General features: G+C 60.8%; 18 protein-coding genes and 1 pseudogene. 6 read left to right on the top strand and 13 right to left on the bottom strand.

Annotated features, from left to right (window positions below):
- Positions 1-52 precede the first annotated feature (52 nt).
- Both NKK47_RS20465 and NKK47_RS20460 read left to right on the top strand, forming a co-directional pair.
- Positions 53-196, top strand: a complete 144-nt coding sequence (locus tag NKK47_RS20465; protein ID WP_352455556.1) for a hypothetical protein — start codon at positions 53-55, stop codon at positions 194-196.
- Positions 197-329: 133 nt separating this feature from the next.
- Positions 330-515, top strand: coding sequence for a DUF1858 domain-containing protein (locus tag NKK47_RS20460; RefSeq protein WP_352578081.1), 186 nt, complete (start codon positions 330-332; stop codon positions 513-515).
- Positions 516-519: 4 nt separating this feature from the next.
- Here the strand turns inward: NKK47_RS20460 and NKK47_RS20455 are convergent, their stop codons facing one another.
- The gene (locus tag NKK47_RS20455) at positions 520-1,221 is read right to left on the bottom strand and encodes a Crp/Fnr family transcriptional regulator (RefSeq protein WP_352578065.1); all 702 of its coding nucleotides are present in this window, start codon (positions 1,219-1,221) and stop codon (positions 520-522) included.
- A gap of 151 nt (positions 1,222-1,372) precedes the next feature.
- Here NKK47_RS20455 and NKK47_RS20450 point away from each other — a divergent pair, with 151 nt between their 5' ends.
- Together NKK47_RS20450 and NKK47_RS20445 are read left to right on the top strand one after the other, a co-directional pair.
- The gene (locus NKK47_RS20450) at positions 1,373-1,810 is read left to right on the top strand and encodes a pseudoazurin (protein ID WP_352578064.1); all 438 of its coding nucleotides are present in this window, start codon (positions 1,373-1,375) and stop codon (positions 1,808-1,810) included.
- A 102-nt stretch (positions 1,811-1,912) separates the two neighbouring features.
- Positions 1,913-3,088, top strand: coding sequence for an NnrS family protein (locus NKK47_RS20445; protein ID WP_352578063.1), 1,176 nt, complete (start codon positions 1,913-1,915; stop codon positions 3,086-3,088).
- Positions 3,089-3,141: 53 nt separating this feature from the next.
- Here NKK47_RS20445 and NKK47_RS20440 read toward each other — a convergent pair whose 3' ends face one another.
- The 10 genes from NKK47_RS20440 to ccoN form a co-directional block, all read right to left on the bottom strand.
- On the bottom strand, positions 3,142-4,023 hold the full coding sequence (locus tag NKK47_RS20440; protein ID WP_352578062.1) for an SUMF1/EgtB/PvdO family nonheme iron enzyme: 882 nt from the start codon (positions 4,021-4,023) through the stop codon (positions 3,142-3,144).
- 39 nt (positions 4,024-4,062) lie between these two features.
- Positions 4,063-5,169, bottom strand: a complete 1,107-nt coding sequence (gene nirK / locus NKK47_RS20435) for a copper-containing nitrite reductase (protein WP_352578061.1) — start codon at positions 5,167-5,169, stop codon at positions 4,063-4,065.
- Between the two features lie 207 nt (positions 5,170-5,376).
- The gene (gene ccoS, locus NKK47_RS20430; RefSeq protein WP_352455561.1) at positions 5,377-5,532 is read right to left on the bottom strand and encodes a cbb3-type cytochrome oxidase assembly protein CcoS; all 156 of its coding nucleotides are present in this window, start codon (positions 5,530-5,532) and stop codon (positions 5,377-5,379) included.
- The gene (locus NKK47_RS20425) at positions 5,529-7,817 is read right to left on the bottom strand and encodes a heavy metal translocating P-type ATPase (protein WP_352578060.1); all 2,289 of its coding nucleotides are present in this window, start codon (positions 7,815-7,817) and stop codon (positions 5,529-5,531) included. The genes ccoS and NKK47_RS20425 overlap by 4 nt, the downstream gene beginning before the upstream one ends.
- Positions 7,814-8,311: a FixH family protein gene (locus NKK47_RS20420; RefSeq protein ID WP_352455563.1), complete on the bottom strand. Its 498-nt coding sequence runs from the start codon at positions 8,309-8,311 to the stop codon at positions 7,814-7,816. The genes NKK47_RS20425 and NKK47_RS20420 overlap by 4 nt, the downstream gene beginning before the upstream one ends.
- A complete protein-coding gene (gene ccoG / locus NKK47_RS20415) occupies positions 8,308-9,867 on the bottom strand; it encodes a cytochrome c oxidase accessory protein CcoG (RefSeq protein WP_352455564.1) in 1,560 nt (519 codons plus the stop codon). The genes NKK47_RS20420 and ccoG overlap by 4 nt, the downstream gene beginning before the upstream one ends.
- A 217-nt stretch (positions 9,868-10,084) precedes the next feature.
- On the bottom strand, positions 10,085-10,948 hold the full coding sequence (gene ccoP / locus NKK47_RS20410; RefSeq protein ID WP_352578059.1) for a cytochrome-c oxidase, cbb3-type subunit III: 864 nt from the start codon (positions 10,946-10,948) through the stop codon (positions 10,085-10,087).
- Positions 10,949-10,950: 2 nt separating this feature from the next.
- Complete coding sequence (locus tag NKK47_RS20405) at positions 10,951-11,100, bottom strand: cbb3-type cytochrome c oxidase subunit 3 (protein WP_352455566.1); 150 nt, start codon at positions 11,098-11,100, stop codon at positions 10,951-10,953.
- Between the two features lie 12 nt (positions 11,101-11,112).
- Positions 11,113-11,844: a cytochrome-c oxidase, cbb3-type subunit II gene (gene ccoO / locus NKK47_RS20400; protein WP_352578058.1), complete on the bottom strand. Its 732-nt coding sequence runs from the start codon at positions 11,842-11,844 to the stop codon at positions 11,113-11,115.
- An 11-nt stretch (positions 11,845-11,855) separates the two neighbouring features.
- The gene (gene ccoN / locus NKK47_RS20395) at positions 11,856-13,466 is read right to left on the bottom strand and encodes a cytochrome-c oxidase, cbb3-type subunit I (protein WP_352578057.1); all 1,611 of its coding nucleotides are present in this window, start codon (positions 13,464-13,466) and stop codon (positions 11,856-11,858) included.
- 252 nt (positions 13,467-13,718) lie between these two features.
- Here ccoN and NKK47_RS20390 point away from each other — a divergent pair, with 252 nt between their 5' ends.
- Positions 13,719-14,135, top strand: coding sequence for a hemerythrin domain-containing protein (locus tag NKK47_RS20390; RefSeq protein ID WP_352578080.1), 417 nt, complete (start codon positions 13,719-13,721; stop codon positions 14,133-14,135).
- Here the strand turns inward: NKK47_RS20390 and NKK47_RS20385 are convergent.
- A pseudogene (locus tag NKK47_RS20385) lies at positions 14,132-14,859 on the bottom strand (Crp/Fnr family transcriptional regulator). The gene NKK47_RS20390 and the pseudogene NKK47_RS20385 overlap by 4 nt on opposite strands.
- 155 nt (positions 14,860-15,014) lie before the next feature.
- Here NKK47_RS20385 and hemN point away from each other — a divergent pair.
- Positions 15,015-16,364 (top strand): oxygen-independent coproporphyrinogen III oxidase, encoded by a 1,350-nt coding sequence (gene hemN, locus NKK47_RS20380; protein WP_352578056.1) that lies wholly within the window; start codon positions 15,015-15,017, stop codon positions 16,362-16,364.
- A gap of 12 nt (positions 16,365-16,376) precedes the next feature.
- Here the strand turns inward: hemN and NKK47_RS20375 are convergent, their stop codons facing one another.
- The gene (locus tag NKK47_RS20375; protein WP_352455571.1) at positions 16,377-16,808 is read right to left on the bottom strand and encodes a potassium channel family protein; all 432 of its coding nucleotides are present in this window, start codon (positions 16,806-16,808) and stop codon (positions 16,377-16,379) included.
- Positions 16,809-16,845: the final 37 nt, after the last annotated feature.

Genomic DNA, 16,845 nt, shown 5'->3' with positions numbered 1-16,845 from the left:
AATTCAGCCGCAACGCCGCGCGGTTCGCGTCTGCCGGCCCGTGGAGACAAGCATGACTGACCCAGACAAAAATGACACACCGGTGGCCAACCAATTCGAGTCGGGCGTCGACCTGAACAACACGCTGCTCCCTATGCTGATCGGCGGGCTTGTTCTGATTGTCATCGGTGCAATTATGGTCATGACGTTTGTCTAGCTTTTCCTAGCCAAACGGCAATGCTCATCAAAGTTGCGAAAGCGCAAAGAAGGCGGCCTGAGAGGAATCTATTAAGACGCTTCGCAATGGCGGAGACTTCATCGTGAAGGAGCTCAGTTCGTTCAATTCCGACATGGTCGTCGACGAGATCATGAGAAAATGGCCGGCAACGGTGGCTGTCGTGCTGAGATACAGAATGCTTTGCGTCGGTTGTCCAATCGGTACCTTCCATACGGTCGCTGAGGCGTGCCGAGAGCATCAGATCAATGAGACCGCCTTCCTGGTGGATTTGGAATCGGCTGTTCGAGCGCGCAGGTGATAAATCAGCGCTTGGTTCGACTCCCTGAGAGGACCACAAGCCGGTGCGCGTCCTTGACAGTGACTTTCTGGCGTCCACTGGCAATTATCCCATTCTCTTCCCATTTGCTGAGCAGCCGGCTGACCGTGTGCAGTGTCGTCCCCGTCATTTCGGCAATGTCCTGCCTCGAAATCGGAAAATCGATTTCGATGCCGCTGTCGGTCTTCCGACCAGTCTGATTTGCCAGTCGCAGCAGCGCGTGAGCAACGCGCTGCTCCACCTGTTCAGTGGACATCTCCACAACCCGCGTCTGGGTTTCTTGCAGCCTGTTTCCGACCGTCCGGTAAGTGGTCGCCCCAAACACAGGAAACCGCTTCGCCAGTTCCGGCCATAGCGCGTTGGGCCAGGCCAACACCACGCAGTCCACCGCCGCGACTGCGCTGGCGGGGTAAGTCGTCCGGCCAAGGGCTGCGGCGACGCCAAAGATCTCGCCTTCGCTGATGTATCTAGCGATGACCTGCTGTCCATCCGGCGTGGTGCGAACCACGCGGATGTGCCCGGCGATCAGCACGAAGAAGGAATGGGCATCGGCTTCCTGCGCGAAGATCGTCGTCTCCTTGGCATAGCGAGACGACCGCGCATCTCGCAGGATCTCGCTCTGCTCGTCGGGCGTCAGTCCTTGAAAGAGCGGCAGCCGCGATATCAGCGATCGGTCCAACGCAGCCAAGCGGATTCCTCACGATCCTGTAGTTTCGCATCAGTCATGCGGAAGACCTTTCTACTCCGAGTTTGCGCCAGCGCAAATTCTGCCGGGGGTTGTCAGGCTAAAAGGCATGGAACGGCCAAATGCCGTGACGAGGAAACAAAAGGACGAACCGATGAAACTCACCATTCTCGCCGCCGCAATCTCCATCCTCGCGCTGGCCGGCGGCGCAAGCGCGGAAGAGCATGTGGTGCAAATGCTCAACAAGGGCGAAAAGGGCGCCATGGTTTTCCAGCCGGCCTTCGTCAAGGCAGCACCCGGCGACACCGTGAAGTTCGTGCCGACCGACAAGAGCCATGACGCAGAGTCGATCAAGGGCATGCTTCCGGATGGCGCTGAGCCTTTCAAGGGAAAGCCCAACGAGGAGATCACCGTCACACTGACCCAGGAGGGCGTCTACGGCGTCAAGTGCGCGCCGCACTACGGCATGGGCATGGTCGCGCTGATCGTTGTCGGCAAGCCGGTCAATCTCGATGCCGCCAAGGCGGTTAAGCATGCGGGGAAGGCAAAGACAGTGTTTGCCGACCTGTTCACCCAGATCCCGGCCAACTGACCGGCAATCGATACAGCCATGCCTGCCGCACAAGGGGCGGGCGCGGGCCGGACGAACCGAGGGCGGCGGTTCATCCGGCCCTGTTCATTGGAGACGCAGATCATGGGAATTCCACGCCAGCGGGGCTACACCGGGCCCGCATTTCTTTCCTACGGATTCAGACCTTTCTTCTTCCTAGGGTCGCTGTATGCGGCGCTCTCCATTCTGCTTTGGCTGCCGATGTATGCCGGCGAACTCAATGCCCACAGTGCGTTCGTTCCCGTCAACTGGCATATTCACGAGATGCTGTTCGGCTATCTGTCGGCGATCGTTACCGGGTTCTTGCTGACCGCCATTCCCAACTGGACCGGCCGGCTGCCTGTGCAAGGCCTGCCGCTGCTGGCGCTGGTGGTCCTGTGGCTTGCCGGCCGTGTCGCTGTCTTTGTCTCGGCGGATATCGGCTGGGAAGCAGCCGCCGTGATCGATGGCTCATTTCTGCTTGCGGTTGCTGCCGCGGCGGCCCGCGAGATCGTCGCAGGACGGAACTGGCGCAACCTGAAAGTACTGCTGCCGCTTGCCGTCCTGGCTGGCGCCAACGGCACGTTCCACATCGAGGCGCATCTTCAAGGCACATCCAACATCAGCCGCAGGCTCGGCATGGCCGCGGCGATCATGCTCATCTCGTTGATCGGCGGGCGCATCATTCCGAGCTTCACCCGCAACTGGCTCGTCCGCGAAAATCCTGGCCGGCTGCCTGCTCCGTTCGACCGTTTTGACATCGCATCGATAGCCATCTCAGCCATCGCGCTGGGAGCATGGACGTTCGCGCCCGACAACAGCGCCTCAGGAATGCTCCTGGCGGCCGCTGCAATCAGCCAGGCGTGGCGCTTGTCGCGGTGGGCCGGCGAGCGCACCTTGCGGGATCCGCTGGTGCTCGTACTCCATCTCGCATATGCCTTCGTGCCGGTCGGTCTCGCCCTTGTCTCGGTGTCGATCTTCTTCCCCGATGCCGTGCCGGCGGCGGCGGGACTCCACGCACTCGGAACTGGCGCGGTCGGCGCGATGACGCTTGCCGTGATGACCCGCGCAACGCTCGGTCACACCGGGCGAGATCTTAAGGCTGGAAAAGGCGCCTCGTTCATTTTTGGAGCCGTCCTCCTCGCAGGATCATTGAGAATCCTGGCCGCCTTCGTCCCCTATGACGTGTTGATCGATATTGCCGGCGCGGCCTGGGTGGCGGCATTTGCCGGCTTCCTCCTGGTTTACGGAATCGCATTGGTGACGCCAAAGGCGCGTTGAGGCGGCAAGCAGCCAACCGTCGAAAACGCAAATGGAGCAGCCGCGTCTGATTGTCAGGCAATGCCGAGATAGCCGACGATACGGTTCGCCCACCCCCGATGGTCCCGGACCAGCCTGAAACCCAGATTGTCGGGAGGCGTGCCAACGGCACAGCCGCCGCTTTTTCCGTCGCTGACGAAGCTCGAAATATAGGCTCTGTGAAGCCCTTCAAGGACGTGGACGCCGCAATTGTCGACCGAACTCACAACACCGCTTCCATCCGCAGCCAATGTGGTGCGGACATAACAGGTCGACGTCCACTCCCAGACGTTGCCGGAAAAGTCGGCGAGGCCCAGGGAATTGAAACCAAAAGAGCCACGGCTCTTGGGCAACGGGTCCGGTTTGCGATTGAGGTCCACCTCGGCCTTGTAGCTGGTGAGCCAACGTCTGGCGGGGTTGTTGGCGTCGTTTTCGACACCCTCAAATTCCCCTGCGAACCGCTCCGCCGCGGCAAACGCCCATTCTTCGTCGGATGGCAGGCGCCATTGGTCGCCCGTCACTTGCGAATACCACCGGGCGTAGGCATTGGCATCGAGATAGCTCACTCCAGTTACGGGAGCGTTGCTTGGGATCGCGCGCGTCTCCTGTGCCGGCTGACAGCTTCCTGCCGACACACAGTCCGCATAGTCGGCCGCGCTGATCTGGTAGGCCATGATTTCGAGAGGTCTGTTGAGTTGCCGCTTGAGGCGGGGATTGGCTTGCGGGCGTCCCTCCATCAGGAACTCCCCTGGCGTCGGATAGGTGATCGAACCCGAAAGCAAGGTAACCGTCATAGCGATGGGGTGAGGTTGTCGATCCCCGAAGACCGTCTGTATCGAGAGCCCTGCCGGAACGGCAGCGGCGACCAGGGCGACCGGAAGAACCTTGAGGATCAATGGAGACATCGCTTTGTCCATGCCCGGACAGCATCGCTGTCCGGGCAAATTGGAGTGCCGTCAGTTGGTGGCGAGGGGTGTCGGCGCCTCGACCTGCGTCATCAGGTCGTCATTCCATTCGCCCTCGACCATGAAGTGAGCGGTCGCACCGAGTTCCACGGCCTCGATCAGATTGTGATTGACATAAGCGTAGACGCCGGGCTGCAGGAACGTGTAGAGCGCCGACCCCGCGGAGCCGCCACGGATGAACCAGGTTTCCAGATCCTTGGCCGGCGGATTGGCGAATTTGCCCTGTTCCCAGACATAGTCGCCGTGGCCACCGATCAGATGCGGTCGCGTATCGCGGTTGGCCTGCGAATGGACGATCAACACGGTCTCGCCGACCTTCGCCTTCATCGCATTGTCGCCGGTCAGCGAACCGACCTTGCCATTGAACACCACATGCGTCGGGATCAGCCCGCGCATGACCTTGACGATGTCGTCGTAACCGTCGCCGGCCGATTCGTAGGTCTTGAAGTTGCCCTTCTCGTCGCGCGGAATATAGAAGTCGTTCTCGCCGATGTAGAAGATCTTGTCGTACTTTACCGGTTCGCCCTTGTCGTTCCTGAGCCCATCGCGCGGCAGGATCATGATGGCGCCGCTCATGCCGGAGACGACATGCCATGGGATCATCGCGCCACCGGGTGCGCAGTGATAGACGAACGTACCCGTTCGGGTTGCCTTGAAGCGCAAGGTCACCTGCTCGCCGGGATTGATCAGCGTCAGGGCGCCGCCGCCCAGCGCGCCGGTTGCGGCGTGGAAATCGATGTTGTGAGCGAGTGAGTTGGTGTCGGGATTGATGAGCGTCAGTTCGACATAGTCGTCCTGATGCACGACCATCAGAGGGCCAGGAATCGAGCCGTTATAGGTCATCGCATTGAGCGTCGTGCCGTCGGCATCGATGACGACGGGCTTTTCCTCGATGGTCATGGTGAACTCGACGATTTTCGGTCCACCCGTGGCGATCTGATCGTGCGGATGCACAAAGGGCGGTGCCACGAGCTCGATCTTTTCGCGGGCGAGCCCTCGAATGTCCGTCTTTGTCACCGTTGCCGAAAATGCCGGCAGTGCCGCCACGGTGGCAGCGCCAATCGCTGCTCCGAAAAGGGCGTCGCGTCGCGTGATCATGTCAGTCTCCTATCTCTCAACCGTTGCGGATGAGCAGAAGGTATCTGGCCTGACGCAGCGTTTCTTTGCGCTGGCGCAAATTGGTGGCGTTCAGTGTTAGGCAGCAACAACCCCGGAAACAGCAATCGTGCGCGGCATAGTCGCAGTGGGGAAGGGGGTGGGAGCGGTTGGCTGCACCGGCGCTGTTTGTCAGCCCTCGGCCCTGGATCAGCGCTCCAGTCTGTCTTCCCGATCGATAAGGATCCGCTCGGCAGCTCCGTCAAGATCTTCGTACTGGCCACTCCTCAAGGCCCACAGGAAGCCCCCCAGGCCAAGCGCACCAAGGAAGAGGGCGACAGGGATGAGGTAGGCAAGGGTGGTCATGAGGATTGGGCCAGTTTGCTGCTGTCGGACAGCCTGTCGCGCCGGACATCTTTCGCCGGCGAATCTGGCATAGAACCTCGCAGACGCAGCGCATTTCCGATGACAAGCAGGGAAGACGCGGACATCGCGATCGCAGCGATAAGAGGGGTGACGTGCCCCAGGATCGCGATCGGCACGGCGACGGCATTGTAGACGATGGCGATCGTGATGTTCTGGCGAATCAAGCTTCCCGCCTTGCGCGAGACGTCCAGCGCGAGGGGGATTGCCAGAAGGCTTTCGCGCAGGAATACGAAATCCGCCGCATTGCGGCCAATGTCGGCGGCCGTGGCCGGCGCGAACGAAACATGCGCCGCGCTCAGCGCAGGCGTGTCGTTCAAGCCGTCGCCAACCATCAGAACCCGGTGTCCCTCTTTCGCCAGGGTTTCGATGCATTCGACCTTGCCGGACGGCAGCAGGCACGGAACGAAATCGCCGATACCCAGCATTTTCGAGATTTCGCTGCAGGCGCCCGCGCTATCGCCCGACAGCATCTGAACCGACATCCCGGCATCGTTCAATCGCTCGATCGCCGCCCTGGCGTCGGCACGCAACGCATCCTCGAAATTGAAGGTCGCGACAACGATCCCGTCTTTCGTCAGGACCGTCCCGCCATAGCCATGTTTGCCTTCGCCGCCGGTGCGGGCCTTCCATCCAGCCCATCCGCGTCTGCCCAGCCGCCAGATACTTCCGACGTCAGTTGCTTCGATACCGAACCCCGGATGCTCGGTGACGGCATCGAATTTGTCCTGCCCGCCGCCAGCGGCAAGACCGGCCATGGCCTTTGAAAAGGGATGACGCGAATGCGCGGCCATGTCGGCCGCAATCGTCAGCATGGCAGGATCGATCGAGGCCGCATTGACGAGACGGGGCTGGCCGAGCGTGAGCGTGCCGGTCTTGTCGAACACCGCTGCATCAATCGTTGCCAGGCGCTCCATGGCCGAACCATCCTTGACCATGATGCCGTTCTCGAACAGCCGCCGCGCGGCGACCACCTGGACGATCGGCACGGCGAGCCCGAGCGCGCACGGACATGTGATGATCAAAACGGCGATGGCGATGGTTATCGCCCGATGCCAGTCGCCGGTTGCCGCCATCCAGCCAAGGAATGTCACGAAGGCGGTGAGATGAACAACTGGAGCATAGAGTGCTGAAACGCGATCGGCGATGCGGCGATAATGTGCGCGACCGCCCTCGGCGGCTTCCATCAGCCGAACCATTTCCGCCAGGAACGAATCCTTCGCGGCGGCTGTCGCCTCGATGGTCAGCGGGCCGGTAAGGTTGAGCACGCCGGCCTGGACGGCATCGTTTGGCGCCACGCATGTGGGCGTGCTCTCGCCCGAAACCAGCGAGCAGTCGACGTCCGATGTCCCACGCGTGATCTTGCCGTCGACGGGGATCCTTTCGCCGGCCGCTATCAGCAACAGCATGCCCGGTTCGATCTCGCCAACCGGCAGATAGTCGCGTGCGCTATCGTCGCGCAGCACCATGGCGCCACGCGCGGCCAGTTGTGACAGGCCTTTCACGGCGGTGCGGGCGCGTTCGCGCATCACGTGATCCAGCGTGCGGCCGATCAACAGGAAGAACAGCAGAGACACCGACGCGTCGAAATAGGCGTGGTCGCCATGGGTGATCGTCTCATAGAGGCTCATCGCATAGGCCAGCGACACGCCGACCGCGATCGGCACGTCCATGTTCATGCGGCCGTGACGCAAGGCATTCCAGGCCGACTTGAAGAAGATGCCGCCGGCGAAGGCGAGTGCGGGGATGGCGATCAGTGCCGAGACCCAGTGGAACAGGTCGCGGGTCGCGCCCTCGGCACCGGACCAGACCGAAACCGACAGCAGCATGATGTTGCCCGCCGCAAATCCGGCGACAGCGACGGCGCGGATAAGCTCCGAAAGCGTTTTGTCCTTTTCACCAATCTCGGGTTCGAACAAATGCGCCTGGTAACCCAGCCGCCCCAGCAAGGCGACGAATGGTGGGGCCTCGTCCCCGCGCCACCGGACCGAGACCCGCTTCGTTGACAGGTTGACGCGAGCGGCCTCGACGTGATCGAGTTTTGCCATCGCCGTCTCGATTGTCTGCATGCAGGCTGCGCAATGAACCGTCGGAACTGAAAGATCGGTCTGGCTAAGGCCATCGCCAAGCGACCGGCTCGCCAGCTTGATCTCTTCGCTTGACGGCAGGACGGATGTAGCGTTGCCCAGATCCAGCGCCATTTCCGCGCCCGGTGCACAGCAGCTCATTTCAGCGCTCCATCGGAGATCATGATCCTGCGCACGTCGCGGAAAGGCCTTGCCAGACCGGCATCGGCGTCGATTTCGACGATCCACACACCGTCCCTTGGCATGTGCTGCACTGCAAACTCCTGGCCCGAGGCGGCGGCGAGCGTGATGGACTCATCTTCTTTCTCGTAAGCGGGATGGCGAAACAGCACTTTGACGCCATGCAAGGGAACCGCCTTGCCGGCGTCGTCGGTGACGCCATAGCGGACTTCGCCCCATGCAATGGTCAACTTGCCGGTCCAGCCGAGGGCTGCCTGCGCGCGCCCTTCCTCGGCCTTCCTGTTGAATTGCTGGCTCGCCACATAGGTGTTTTCGACGACAAGGCCGGTCCAGCTTGTGTTGGCGAGCGTCGCCATGGTCAGGTTGACCGTGATCACCACGCCGAAAAAGGCAAGGATGATAGCCAACATGTGCCTGCCGGTGAATTCGCGGGATTTTCGCGTGGTGGCGCTCATCTGGCGGTCTCCGGTGCGTTGAAGGTGGCGGTGTATTCGCTGGACTCGAAACTCGCGTTGTCCTCGACCCGGAGTGTGAAGGTCTGCGCTACGCCATGGATCTGATCAGCAGGCAGGCGCACGAAAACCTTCAACATCTTCAGCCGGTCGGGTTCGACCGGGATCGCAAAAGAGCGATCGGCGGGGAGGTCGACACCGACGATGCTCATCTCTGCGCCTGGCAAGCCTCCAATGGTGACGATAATCGTTCTTGGTTCGGGGATCATGTTCAGCAGCTTGACGGTATAGCCATTGCGGATCGAGCCGTCGGACAGCGTCACGAATTGTGGATTGCGGTCGTGCAAAACATTGATCTCGAGCCGGTCGCGCGTCAGCAGCGAAAAGAGCAGACCCAGGCCGATCAGCGACCACATGGCCATGTAGACATAGGTGCGTGGCCGAAAGATCTTGCGGACATGGAAATGCGCCACCCTGTCCGAAAACAGGCCGTCAGCGGTCCTGACCGATGACGGATTGACCGAACAGGCGCCGCCCGCGGTCGCCAGCATCATGTTGGCATTGTAGTCGGAGAGTGTCGCGTAGGAGATCAAGCCGCGCTCCTTGCCGAGCTTGTCCATGACGCCGTCGCAGGCGTCGATGCAGAGCGCACAGGTGATGCATTCGAGCTGCTGGCCATCGCGAATGTCGATCCCCATCGGGCAGACAGCCACGCAGGCGTTACAGTCGACGCAATCGCCGACTGACTGTCCGGCGGCCTGGACCTTCTTGGTGTGACGCGTGCGCGGTTCGCCGCGCCAGTCATTGTACGTGACGGTGAGCGAACTTTCGTCGAGCATGGCCGCCTGGATGCGCGGCCATGGGCACATATAGGTGCAGACCTGCTCGCGCATCAGCCCGCCGAACGTATAGGTCGTCGCTGTGAGCACAGCGACGGTGATGTAGGCGACAGGCGCTGCCGTGCCGGTGAAGAGTTCGACGAGCAAGGTCGGCGCATCGGCGAAATAGAAGATCCAGGCGCCGCCGGTCGCTGCACCTATGATCAGCCAGATGGCGTGTTTCGACATTCTCAGCGCGAGCTTGCGGGCGGTCCAAGGCCCGGCATCGAGCTTCATGCGCGCGTTGCGGTCGCCCTCGATAGCTCGCTCGACGACTAGGAACAGATCGACCCACACGGTCTGCGGACACGTATAGCCGCACCAGGCACGACCGACAGTCGACGTAACCAGGAAAAGACCGACGCCGGCCATGACCAGAAGGCCGGCCACATAGTAGAATTCCTGCGGCCATATCTCGATGAAGAAGAAGTAGAAACGCCGGTTGGCGACATCGAGCAGCACGGCCTGGTCAGGGGCAAACGGGCCGCGGTCCCACCGCAGCCAAGGTGTCAGATAGTAGATACCAAGCGTGACCGCCATTGCCAGCCATTTGAATCGGCGAAAGCTGCCCGAGGCCCGCTTCGGGAAGATCTTCTTGCGCGCGGCATACATCGGCTGTCGCACTTTGGCCGAGTTGACCGCCTCGGCTTCGAGCCGTTCTACCTGCGTATTGTCCAGCACTGGTTTCTCCCGTCGCGCAGCTTTGATTTCGCCGGGCAAATGTCCTGACTGGATGCAGGCAGGTCAGCGAAATACAGCGTCGAGCGGATTTTGCTGCCGACTGGATGGCGCCGCGTTGATGCAGGTCAATCGCCTGGCCCACGGAAAACAAATCGAGCCCCGGCAGAGCCGGGCCTCGTCGCTTCGGCGGTGAGGGCCGGAGAACAGACCCCCGTTCCTATTCTCCACCGCCTAGCGAATGCACGTAGACCGCCAGCTCCTTGATCCTGGTTTCGCCCAGACGAGCGTCCCAGGCCGGCATCACGCCTTGTTTCGGCGCTGTGACCTGGGCGGCAATGGCCGTTTCGCCCGATCCGTAGAGCCAGATGGCATCGGTCAGATCAGGAGCGCCGAGCTCCTTGTTGCCCTTTGCGTTGTCGCCGTGACAAGCAACGCAGTTTTCCGCAAAAACCTTGGCACCGGGCGCCACCAAAGATTCGTCGCTGACGGTTTCGGACAGGCCGGCAATATAGGCGCTGACCTGTTTGATCTGGTCGGCAGTGATAATGCCGCCAAAGGCTGGCATTTCCGAAAGCCGCGTATCCGGATCGGATGCGAAGCGGATACCATGCGTGACCGTCTGCTGGATCTGATCCGCCTTGCCGCCCCACAGCCAGTCATCGTCATTGAGGTTGGGGAAGCCCTTGGAGCCCTGGGCGCCGGAGCCATGACATTGCACGCAATTGACCTTGAACGCGGCGCCACCAGCGGCGATCGCGAATTCGCGCAAACCATCGTCCGCCGCGATCTCCGAAACACTCTTCGATTCTATCGCCGCGACATATTTGCCCTTCGCCGCTTCAGCCGCCGATAGCTCGTTCTTGACTTCGTTGCGGCTCGAATAGCCGAGCACGCCCGTTGTTGCCGAATGCAGCAAAGGCCATGCCGGATAGGCGATGGTGTATCCGATTGCCCAGACAATGGTGGCGTAGAAGGTTACGACCCACCAGCGCGGAAGCGGGTTGTTCAGCTCCCGAATGCCATCCCATTCGTGGCCGGTGGTCGAAACGCCAGAGATTTCATCGATGTGCTCGTCGCTCATGATCACTCGTCCTCAAGGGGAATCCGGGCAGCTTCGTCGGCCAACTTGCGGCTGCCGGGGCGCAGGGCGAAGGCAATTGCGCCGACAAAGAAAAGCGCCATGGCGACCAGACCCCAGCTGTCGGCAAACTCCCGCATCACACTGTAATCCATAAATAAAACTCCTCAGCGGTAGCCGGCGGCTTCGTCGTAGTTCTTGAAATCGACCAGCGTGCCGAGCATCTGCAAATAGGCGACGAGGGCGTCCATTTCGGTGACCTGTTGCGGGTTGCCGTCGAAGTCGCCGATCTTGGCTTTGGGGTAGCGGGCTTCGAGGCCGGATGTGTCGGCGTTGGGATCAGCCTGCGCCATCAAGTCGGCGCTGGCGTGTGCGATCATGTCGTCGCCGTAGGGGACACCGACACGGCTGTTGGCGACCAGATGCGTCGAGAAATCCTTCACCTCGATCGGCGTGTCTTTCAGGAACGCATAGCTCGGCATGATTGATTCAGGCACCACCGAACGAGGATCCGTAAGGTGCTCGACATGCCATTGATTGGAATAGCGGTCGCCAACCCTGGCGAGGTCCGGTCCGGTGCGCTTCGATCCCCATTGGAAAGGATGATCGTACATCGACTCGGCCGCCAGACTGTAGTGACCATAGCGCTCGACCTCGTCGCGGAACGGTCTGATCATCTGGCTATGGCAGAGGTAGCAACCCTCGCGCACATAGATGTTGCGCCCGACAAGTTCGAGCGGCGAGTAAGGGCGCATGCCCTCGACCTTCTCGATCGTGTTGTCGAGATAGAAGAGCGGTGCGATCTCGACGATGCCGCCGACAGTCACCACAAGAAGAGAGCCGATGAGCAGAAGCGTGGCGTTCTTCTCGATCAGTGCGTGTTTGTCCATCAAGCCCATTGTCTGGCTCCTTATTCGGCAGGCTGCAGGGCGGGCAGGGAGCCCGGCATCGGCTCTTCCTCGCGCTGGTAGCCGAGGATGGTCATGGCGATGTTCCAGGCCATGATCAGGGCGCCGGAGAGGTACATGGCCCCGCCGATGGCGCGCATGACATAGTAGGGGTGCATGGCGGCCACGGTTTCGGCAAAGGAGTAGACCAGGAAGCCCTGCTCGTCGTATTCGCGCCACATCAGGCCCTGCATGATGCCGGACACCCACATGACGGCCGCGTAGACGACGATGCCGAGCGTCGCCAGCCAGAAGTGCCAGGTGACGAGCCGCAGCGAATAGAGACGTTGGCGGTTCCAAAGCTTCGGCACCATGTAATAGATCGCGCCGAACGAGATCATCCCAACCCAGCCGAGCGCACCGGAGTGCACGTGACCTATGGTCCAGTCGGTATAGTGCGACAGCGAATTGACCGTCTTGACCGACATCATGGGACCTTCGAAGGTCGACATGCCGTAGAAGGCGATGGCCATCACCATCATGCGGATAATCGGATCGGTGCGCAGCTTGTCCCAGGCGCCCGACAGCGTCATCAGGCCGTTGATCATGCCGCCCCATGACGGCATCCACAGCATGATCGAGAACACCATGCCGAGTGTCTGCGCCCAATCGGGCAGGGCGGTGTAGTGCAGGTGATGGGGGCCGGCCCAGATGTATAGAAAGATGATCGCCCAAAAATGGACGATCGACAGGCGGTAGGAATAGACCGGCCGGTTCGCCTGCTTGGGCACGAAGTAATACATCATGCCGAGGAAGCCGGCGGTGAGGAAAAAGCCGACGGCGTTGTGGCCGTACCACCATTGCGTCAGGGCGTCCTGGACGCCGGAAAAGGCGGAGTAGCTCTTGGAACCCAGGAATGAGGCCGGCATCGACAGGTTGTTGACCACATGCAGCATCGCGATGGTGACGATGAAGGACAGGTAAAACCAGTTGGCGACGTAGATATGCGGCTCCTTGCGCTTCAGGATCGTGCCGAGGAACAGGATGAGATAGGCGACCCAGACGATGGTCAGCCAGATGTCCACATACCATTCGGGTTCGGCGTATTCGCGGCTCTCGGTGATGCCGAGCAGGTAGCCGGTCGCGGCCATGACGATGAAGAGCTGGTAGCCCCAAAACACGAACCAACCGAGATCGCCGCCGAACAGCCGAGCGCGGCAGGTGCGCTGGACGACATACAGGGACGTGCAGAGCAGCGCATTGCCGCCGAAGGCGAAGACGACGCCCGACGTATGCAATGGCCGTAAACGGCCGAAGTTAAACCAGGGCTGAATGTTGAGATCGGGGTAGGCAAGCTGCAGCGCAATGACGACGCCGACCAGCATACCGACGACACCCCAGAACATGGTGGCGATGGCGCCATAGCGGATTGGCCCATCCATATAGGCGGACGGGTCGATCGGAGCAGCCACTTCGAAATTCGTGTTGCGGATGAGGATGGCGACAAAGCCGAGCAGCACAAAAAACAGTACCCACATATGCTGCCGGAATGGCTCGTCCACACCGAACCCGGCTGCCACAAGGGCCGCAAATGTGAACAGGCCCAAGGCGAAGATTTGCGTGCCGAACTTCATGACCTGTCCCCGACCTCGGATTGGGATGCGCGGATACCAATCCGCTTGACACCAATTCAGCAGTCGCGTCGTCGCTGCCTTGATCCATGTCAAAGCCATTTGCTTTTGGATTGGGCAGCTTCGAACTCGCAAACGATCAGGAGGCTTTCATTGGACGGGGAGAACGAGCGGAAATCGTCGCTGTTTGAAGCCCGCCGCGAGATTTCCATGCCGGTCGGACGGTTCGATCGAGAGTTCCTCCCTGGCGCTGTGATGAAACGTGCCCATGGGGAAAAGCTGCGGCTTTGTGACGCCTTGGAAAAGATCGCCGATACGTTGCCGGCCGCAGATCGCCTGAAGTGTATTGGCGTGGCCAACGCGATCGTTCCGCTGTTGCGCAACATTCACCAATACGAGGAGACGGTTATCTTTCCGGCCTACGAGGCTGCTTTGACTGGCAGCGATTCCAACCTTGCTTCAACTCGTCGATTGCGCGCAGAACACGTCGAGGACGAATGCTTTGCCGGCGAGGTGACTGAAATCCTGCTGGCGATCGGCCATGGCGAGACAGTCGAGAATGGCGAGGCTGTCGGCTTCATGCTGCGCGGCTTATTCGAAAGCTTGCGCCGGCATATCGCCTTCGAACGCGAGCACGTCTTGCCGATGATCGGGGTCGTCGATGCCGGTTAGGCGCCGGACCGTCGCTGCAGCCGGCTCATGTTCTCCACCGTCACGTGCCGGTTGTTGTCGATCCGGATTACGCTGTCTGTTCTCAGCCTGGTCAGTTGGCGGCTGACCGTCTCGATCGTCAAGCCGAGAAAATCGGCGATGTCGGCGCGCGTCAGCGGTAGGTCAAAGCTTGTCGACTGGGCCGCCGGGGCAAGCGTGGGATCGATGTTCCTGGCGATCATCAGGAGAAAGCTCGCCACCTTTTCCGCAGCACTCTTGCGCCCCAGCGTCACCATCCAGTCTCGTGCTTCGTCTAGTTCATTGAGCGTCTGCTTGAAGAGACGATGCTCTAGCTGTGGCGATTCCTTCATCATGCGTTCGATGGCGGCTTTTGGAAACGAACACAGGGAAACGGTCGTTGCGGCTTCGGCGTTGATCGCGCTTTCCAGCTTGAAGGGCCTGCCCAGGAAATCGGGGGCGAACTGGAGGCCGACAATCTGCTGGCGTCCGTCCGACAGGCTCTTTGTGAGCTTCACCACGCCGGAAAGCACGTTCGAATAACGGTCGACGGTCTCGGTGTCACCAATAGTTCTGCGCCCGGTTCAACGGTATGCTTCGATGAGGTCTTGGCGAGGCCCACCAGTTGATCGGGATCGAGCGCGCCGCAGACGCCATGGTGGCGCGCTTCGCATGATCGGCAAAGCACTGGAATGCCGGCGCTGTGAATATCCTGACGCACTGTCATCATGATCGTCCGAGGACCCAAAGTGCCGGCAAGATAGCATCGGCGGCAGGAAAATCCTTGCGGCAGTTTGTCCACCGCGGACTTTGACCGAAATCAAGGCTGCCGGCCAGTAATGTGGTCAACGTCGGGCCATGCAAAGTGGAGCGGATAGAGACGTGCGGCCAGAATTAGTTGCCAGACTTGGTGAGAACGTGCCGCGCTATACGAGCTACCCGACAGCGCCGCATTTCAATGCAAGCGTCGATGCTGCCGTTTGTCGGGGCTGGCTGCAGGCGCTCGACGAGGGCCACGAGATATCGCTCTATCTGCACATCCCGTACTGCGACAAGCTTTGCTGGTTCTGTGCCTGCCATACCAAGCAGACACGCCACTACGAACCGGTGACCACATATCTTCGCTCACTGCATGCCGAGATCGCCACCGTCGCCGGTCTTGTCGCAGGCAAGGGCCGCGTGCGTGCCGTCCATTTCGGCGGCGGTTCGCCAACGATGCTCAAACCGGAGGATCTGGTGGCGCTGGGAACCGCCCTGCGCAACAGCTTCACGTTTCTCCCCGGTGCAAAGATCAGCGTTGAGATCGAACCCAACGATATGGACGATGCCCGCCTCGACGCACTCGCCGAAATCGGCATGACCCGTGCGAGCCTCGGCGTCCAGGATTTCGACCCGAAGGTGCAGAAGGCGATCAACCGCGAGCAGAGCTTTCTGCAGACCAAGACGGTTGTTGATGGCGTTCGTTCGCGCGGCGTGGAATCCGTCAATCTCGATCTGCTCTACGGCCTGCCGCATCAGACCAGGGAGAGCGTCGCCTCCACGGTTGCACAGGCACTGACCCTGGAACCGGATCGGATCGCGCTTTTTGGCTACGCCCATGTGCCGTGGTTCAAGAAACATCAGACGATGATCGACGAGGCGTGGCTGCCAGGGCCAGAGGAGCGATTTGATCAATCGCAATTGGCGGCGCGGGCGATCGTGGACCAGGGATACGAAGCAATCGGCCTCGACCATTTCGCCAAACCGGGCGATGCGCTGGCGCTTGCGGCCCGCGCCGGGACTTTGCACCGGAACTTCCAAGGCTACACCGAGGACCGCTGCGAGACATTGATCGGCCTCGGCCCATCGTCCATCAGCCAGTTTCGCCAGGGCTATGCACAGAATATGCCTTCGACCGCCGAGTATGGACGCATGGTTGCTGATGGCGGGCTGGCCGCTGTTCGGGGTATCGCGCTTTCTGACGACGACCGTGTTCGCGGCTGGATCATCGAGCGATTGATGTGTGACTTCGCCTTCTCGGCGATTGAGCTGGTGGAGCGCTTTGGCGAAGCCGGCCAAAGACTTCTCCTCGAGGCGAGTTCCACGGCTCTTCATGGTCCTGCGCGGTTGCTTGAACTTGATGGTGACCGCTTCGTCGTGCCTGCGGAAAGCCGGCCCTTTGTCAGAAGCATCGCGGCGAAGTTCGACAAATATTTCGAAACCGGTACAGCCAGGCATTCCGTAGCGGTCTGAACGATCGCCCGTTCAGAAATGCTCGCCGGCCTTGAATGGGCCAATGCGGGTGCCGGCCGCGATCAGATAGGCGGTCGACCAGCCAATCAGAAGAAATCCGTTCACGCCCTCTAGAGCCGCGAGGACGCGCCATGCGTGAGCGGGCACAATGTCGCCGTAGCCGACGGTCGAGAAGGTGATGGTGGAAAAGTACAGCGCGGTTTCGAAGTCAGCAAAGATATCGAGCAGCCGGTATAGTCCTGCCCAGAGCCACACCTCTGCGGTCATGATGGCAAAGAGCCCCATCACCACGCTGATCATCGCAACGATGCGGCTGCGGCGCCCGTGCATGCGAAACCGGGCGACCAGGTGACCCATCACATGTGTGACCACGATCAGACCAAAGGTGTGAACCAAGACCGTAAGGCTAATGACGACGGTGCCGATGAGCAGATTGAGGATCATCTTCGGAAGGTAGAGATTGCTGCGGTGCCTTCCTTGC

Source organism: Mesorhizobium sp. M0019 (assembly GCF_040323975.1).
Lineage (GTDB): Bacteria > Pseudomonadota > Alphaproteobacteria > Rhizobiales > Rhizobiaceae > Mesorhizobium.
Note: the sequence above shows the minus strand (reverse complement) of the source record. Positions and strands in the feature narration are given on the sequence as shown.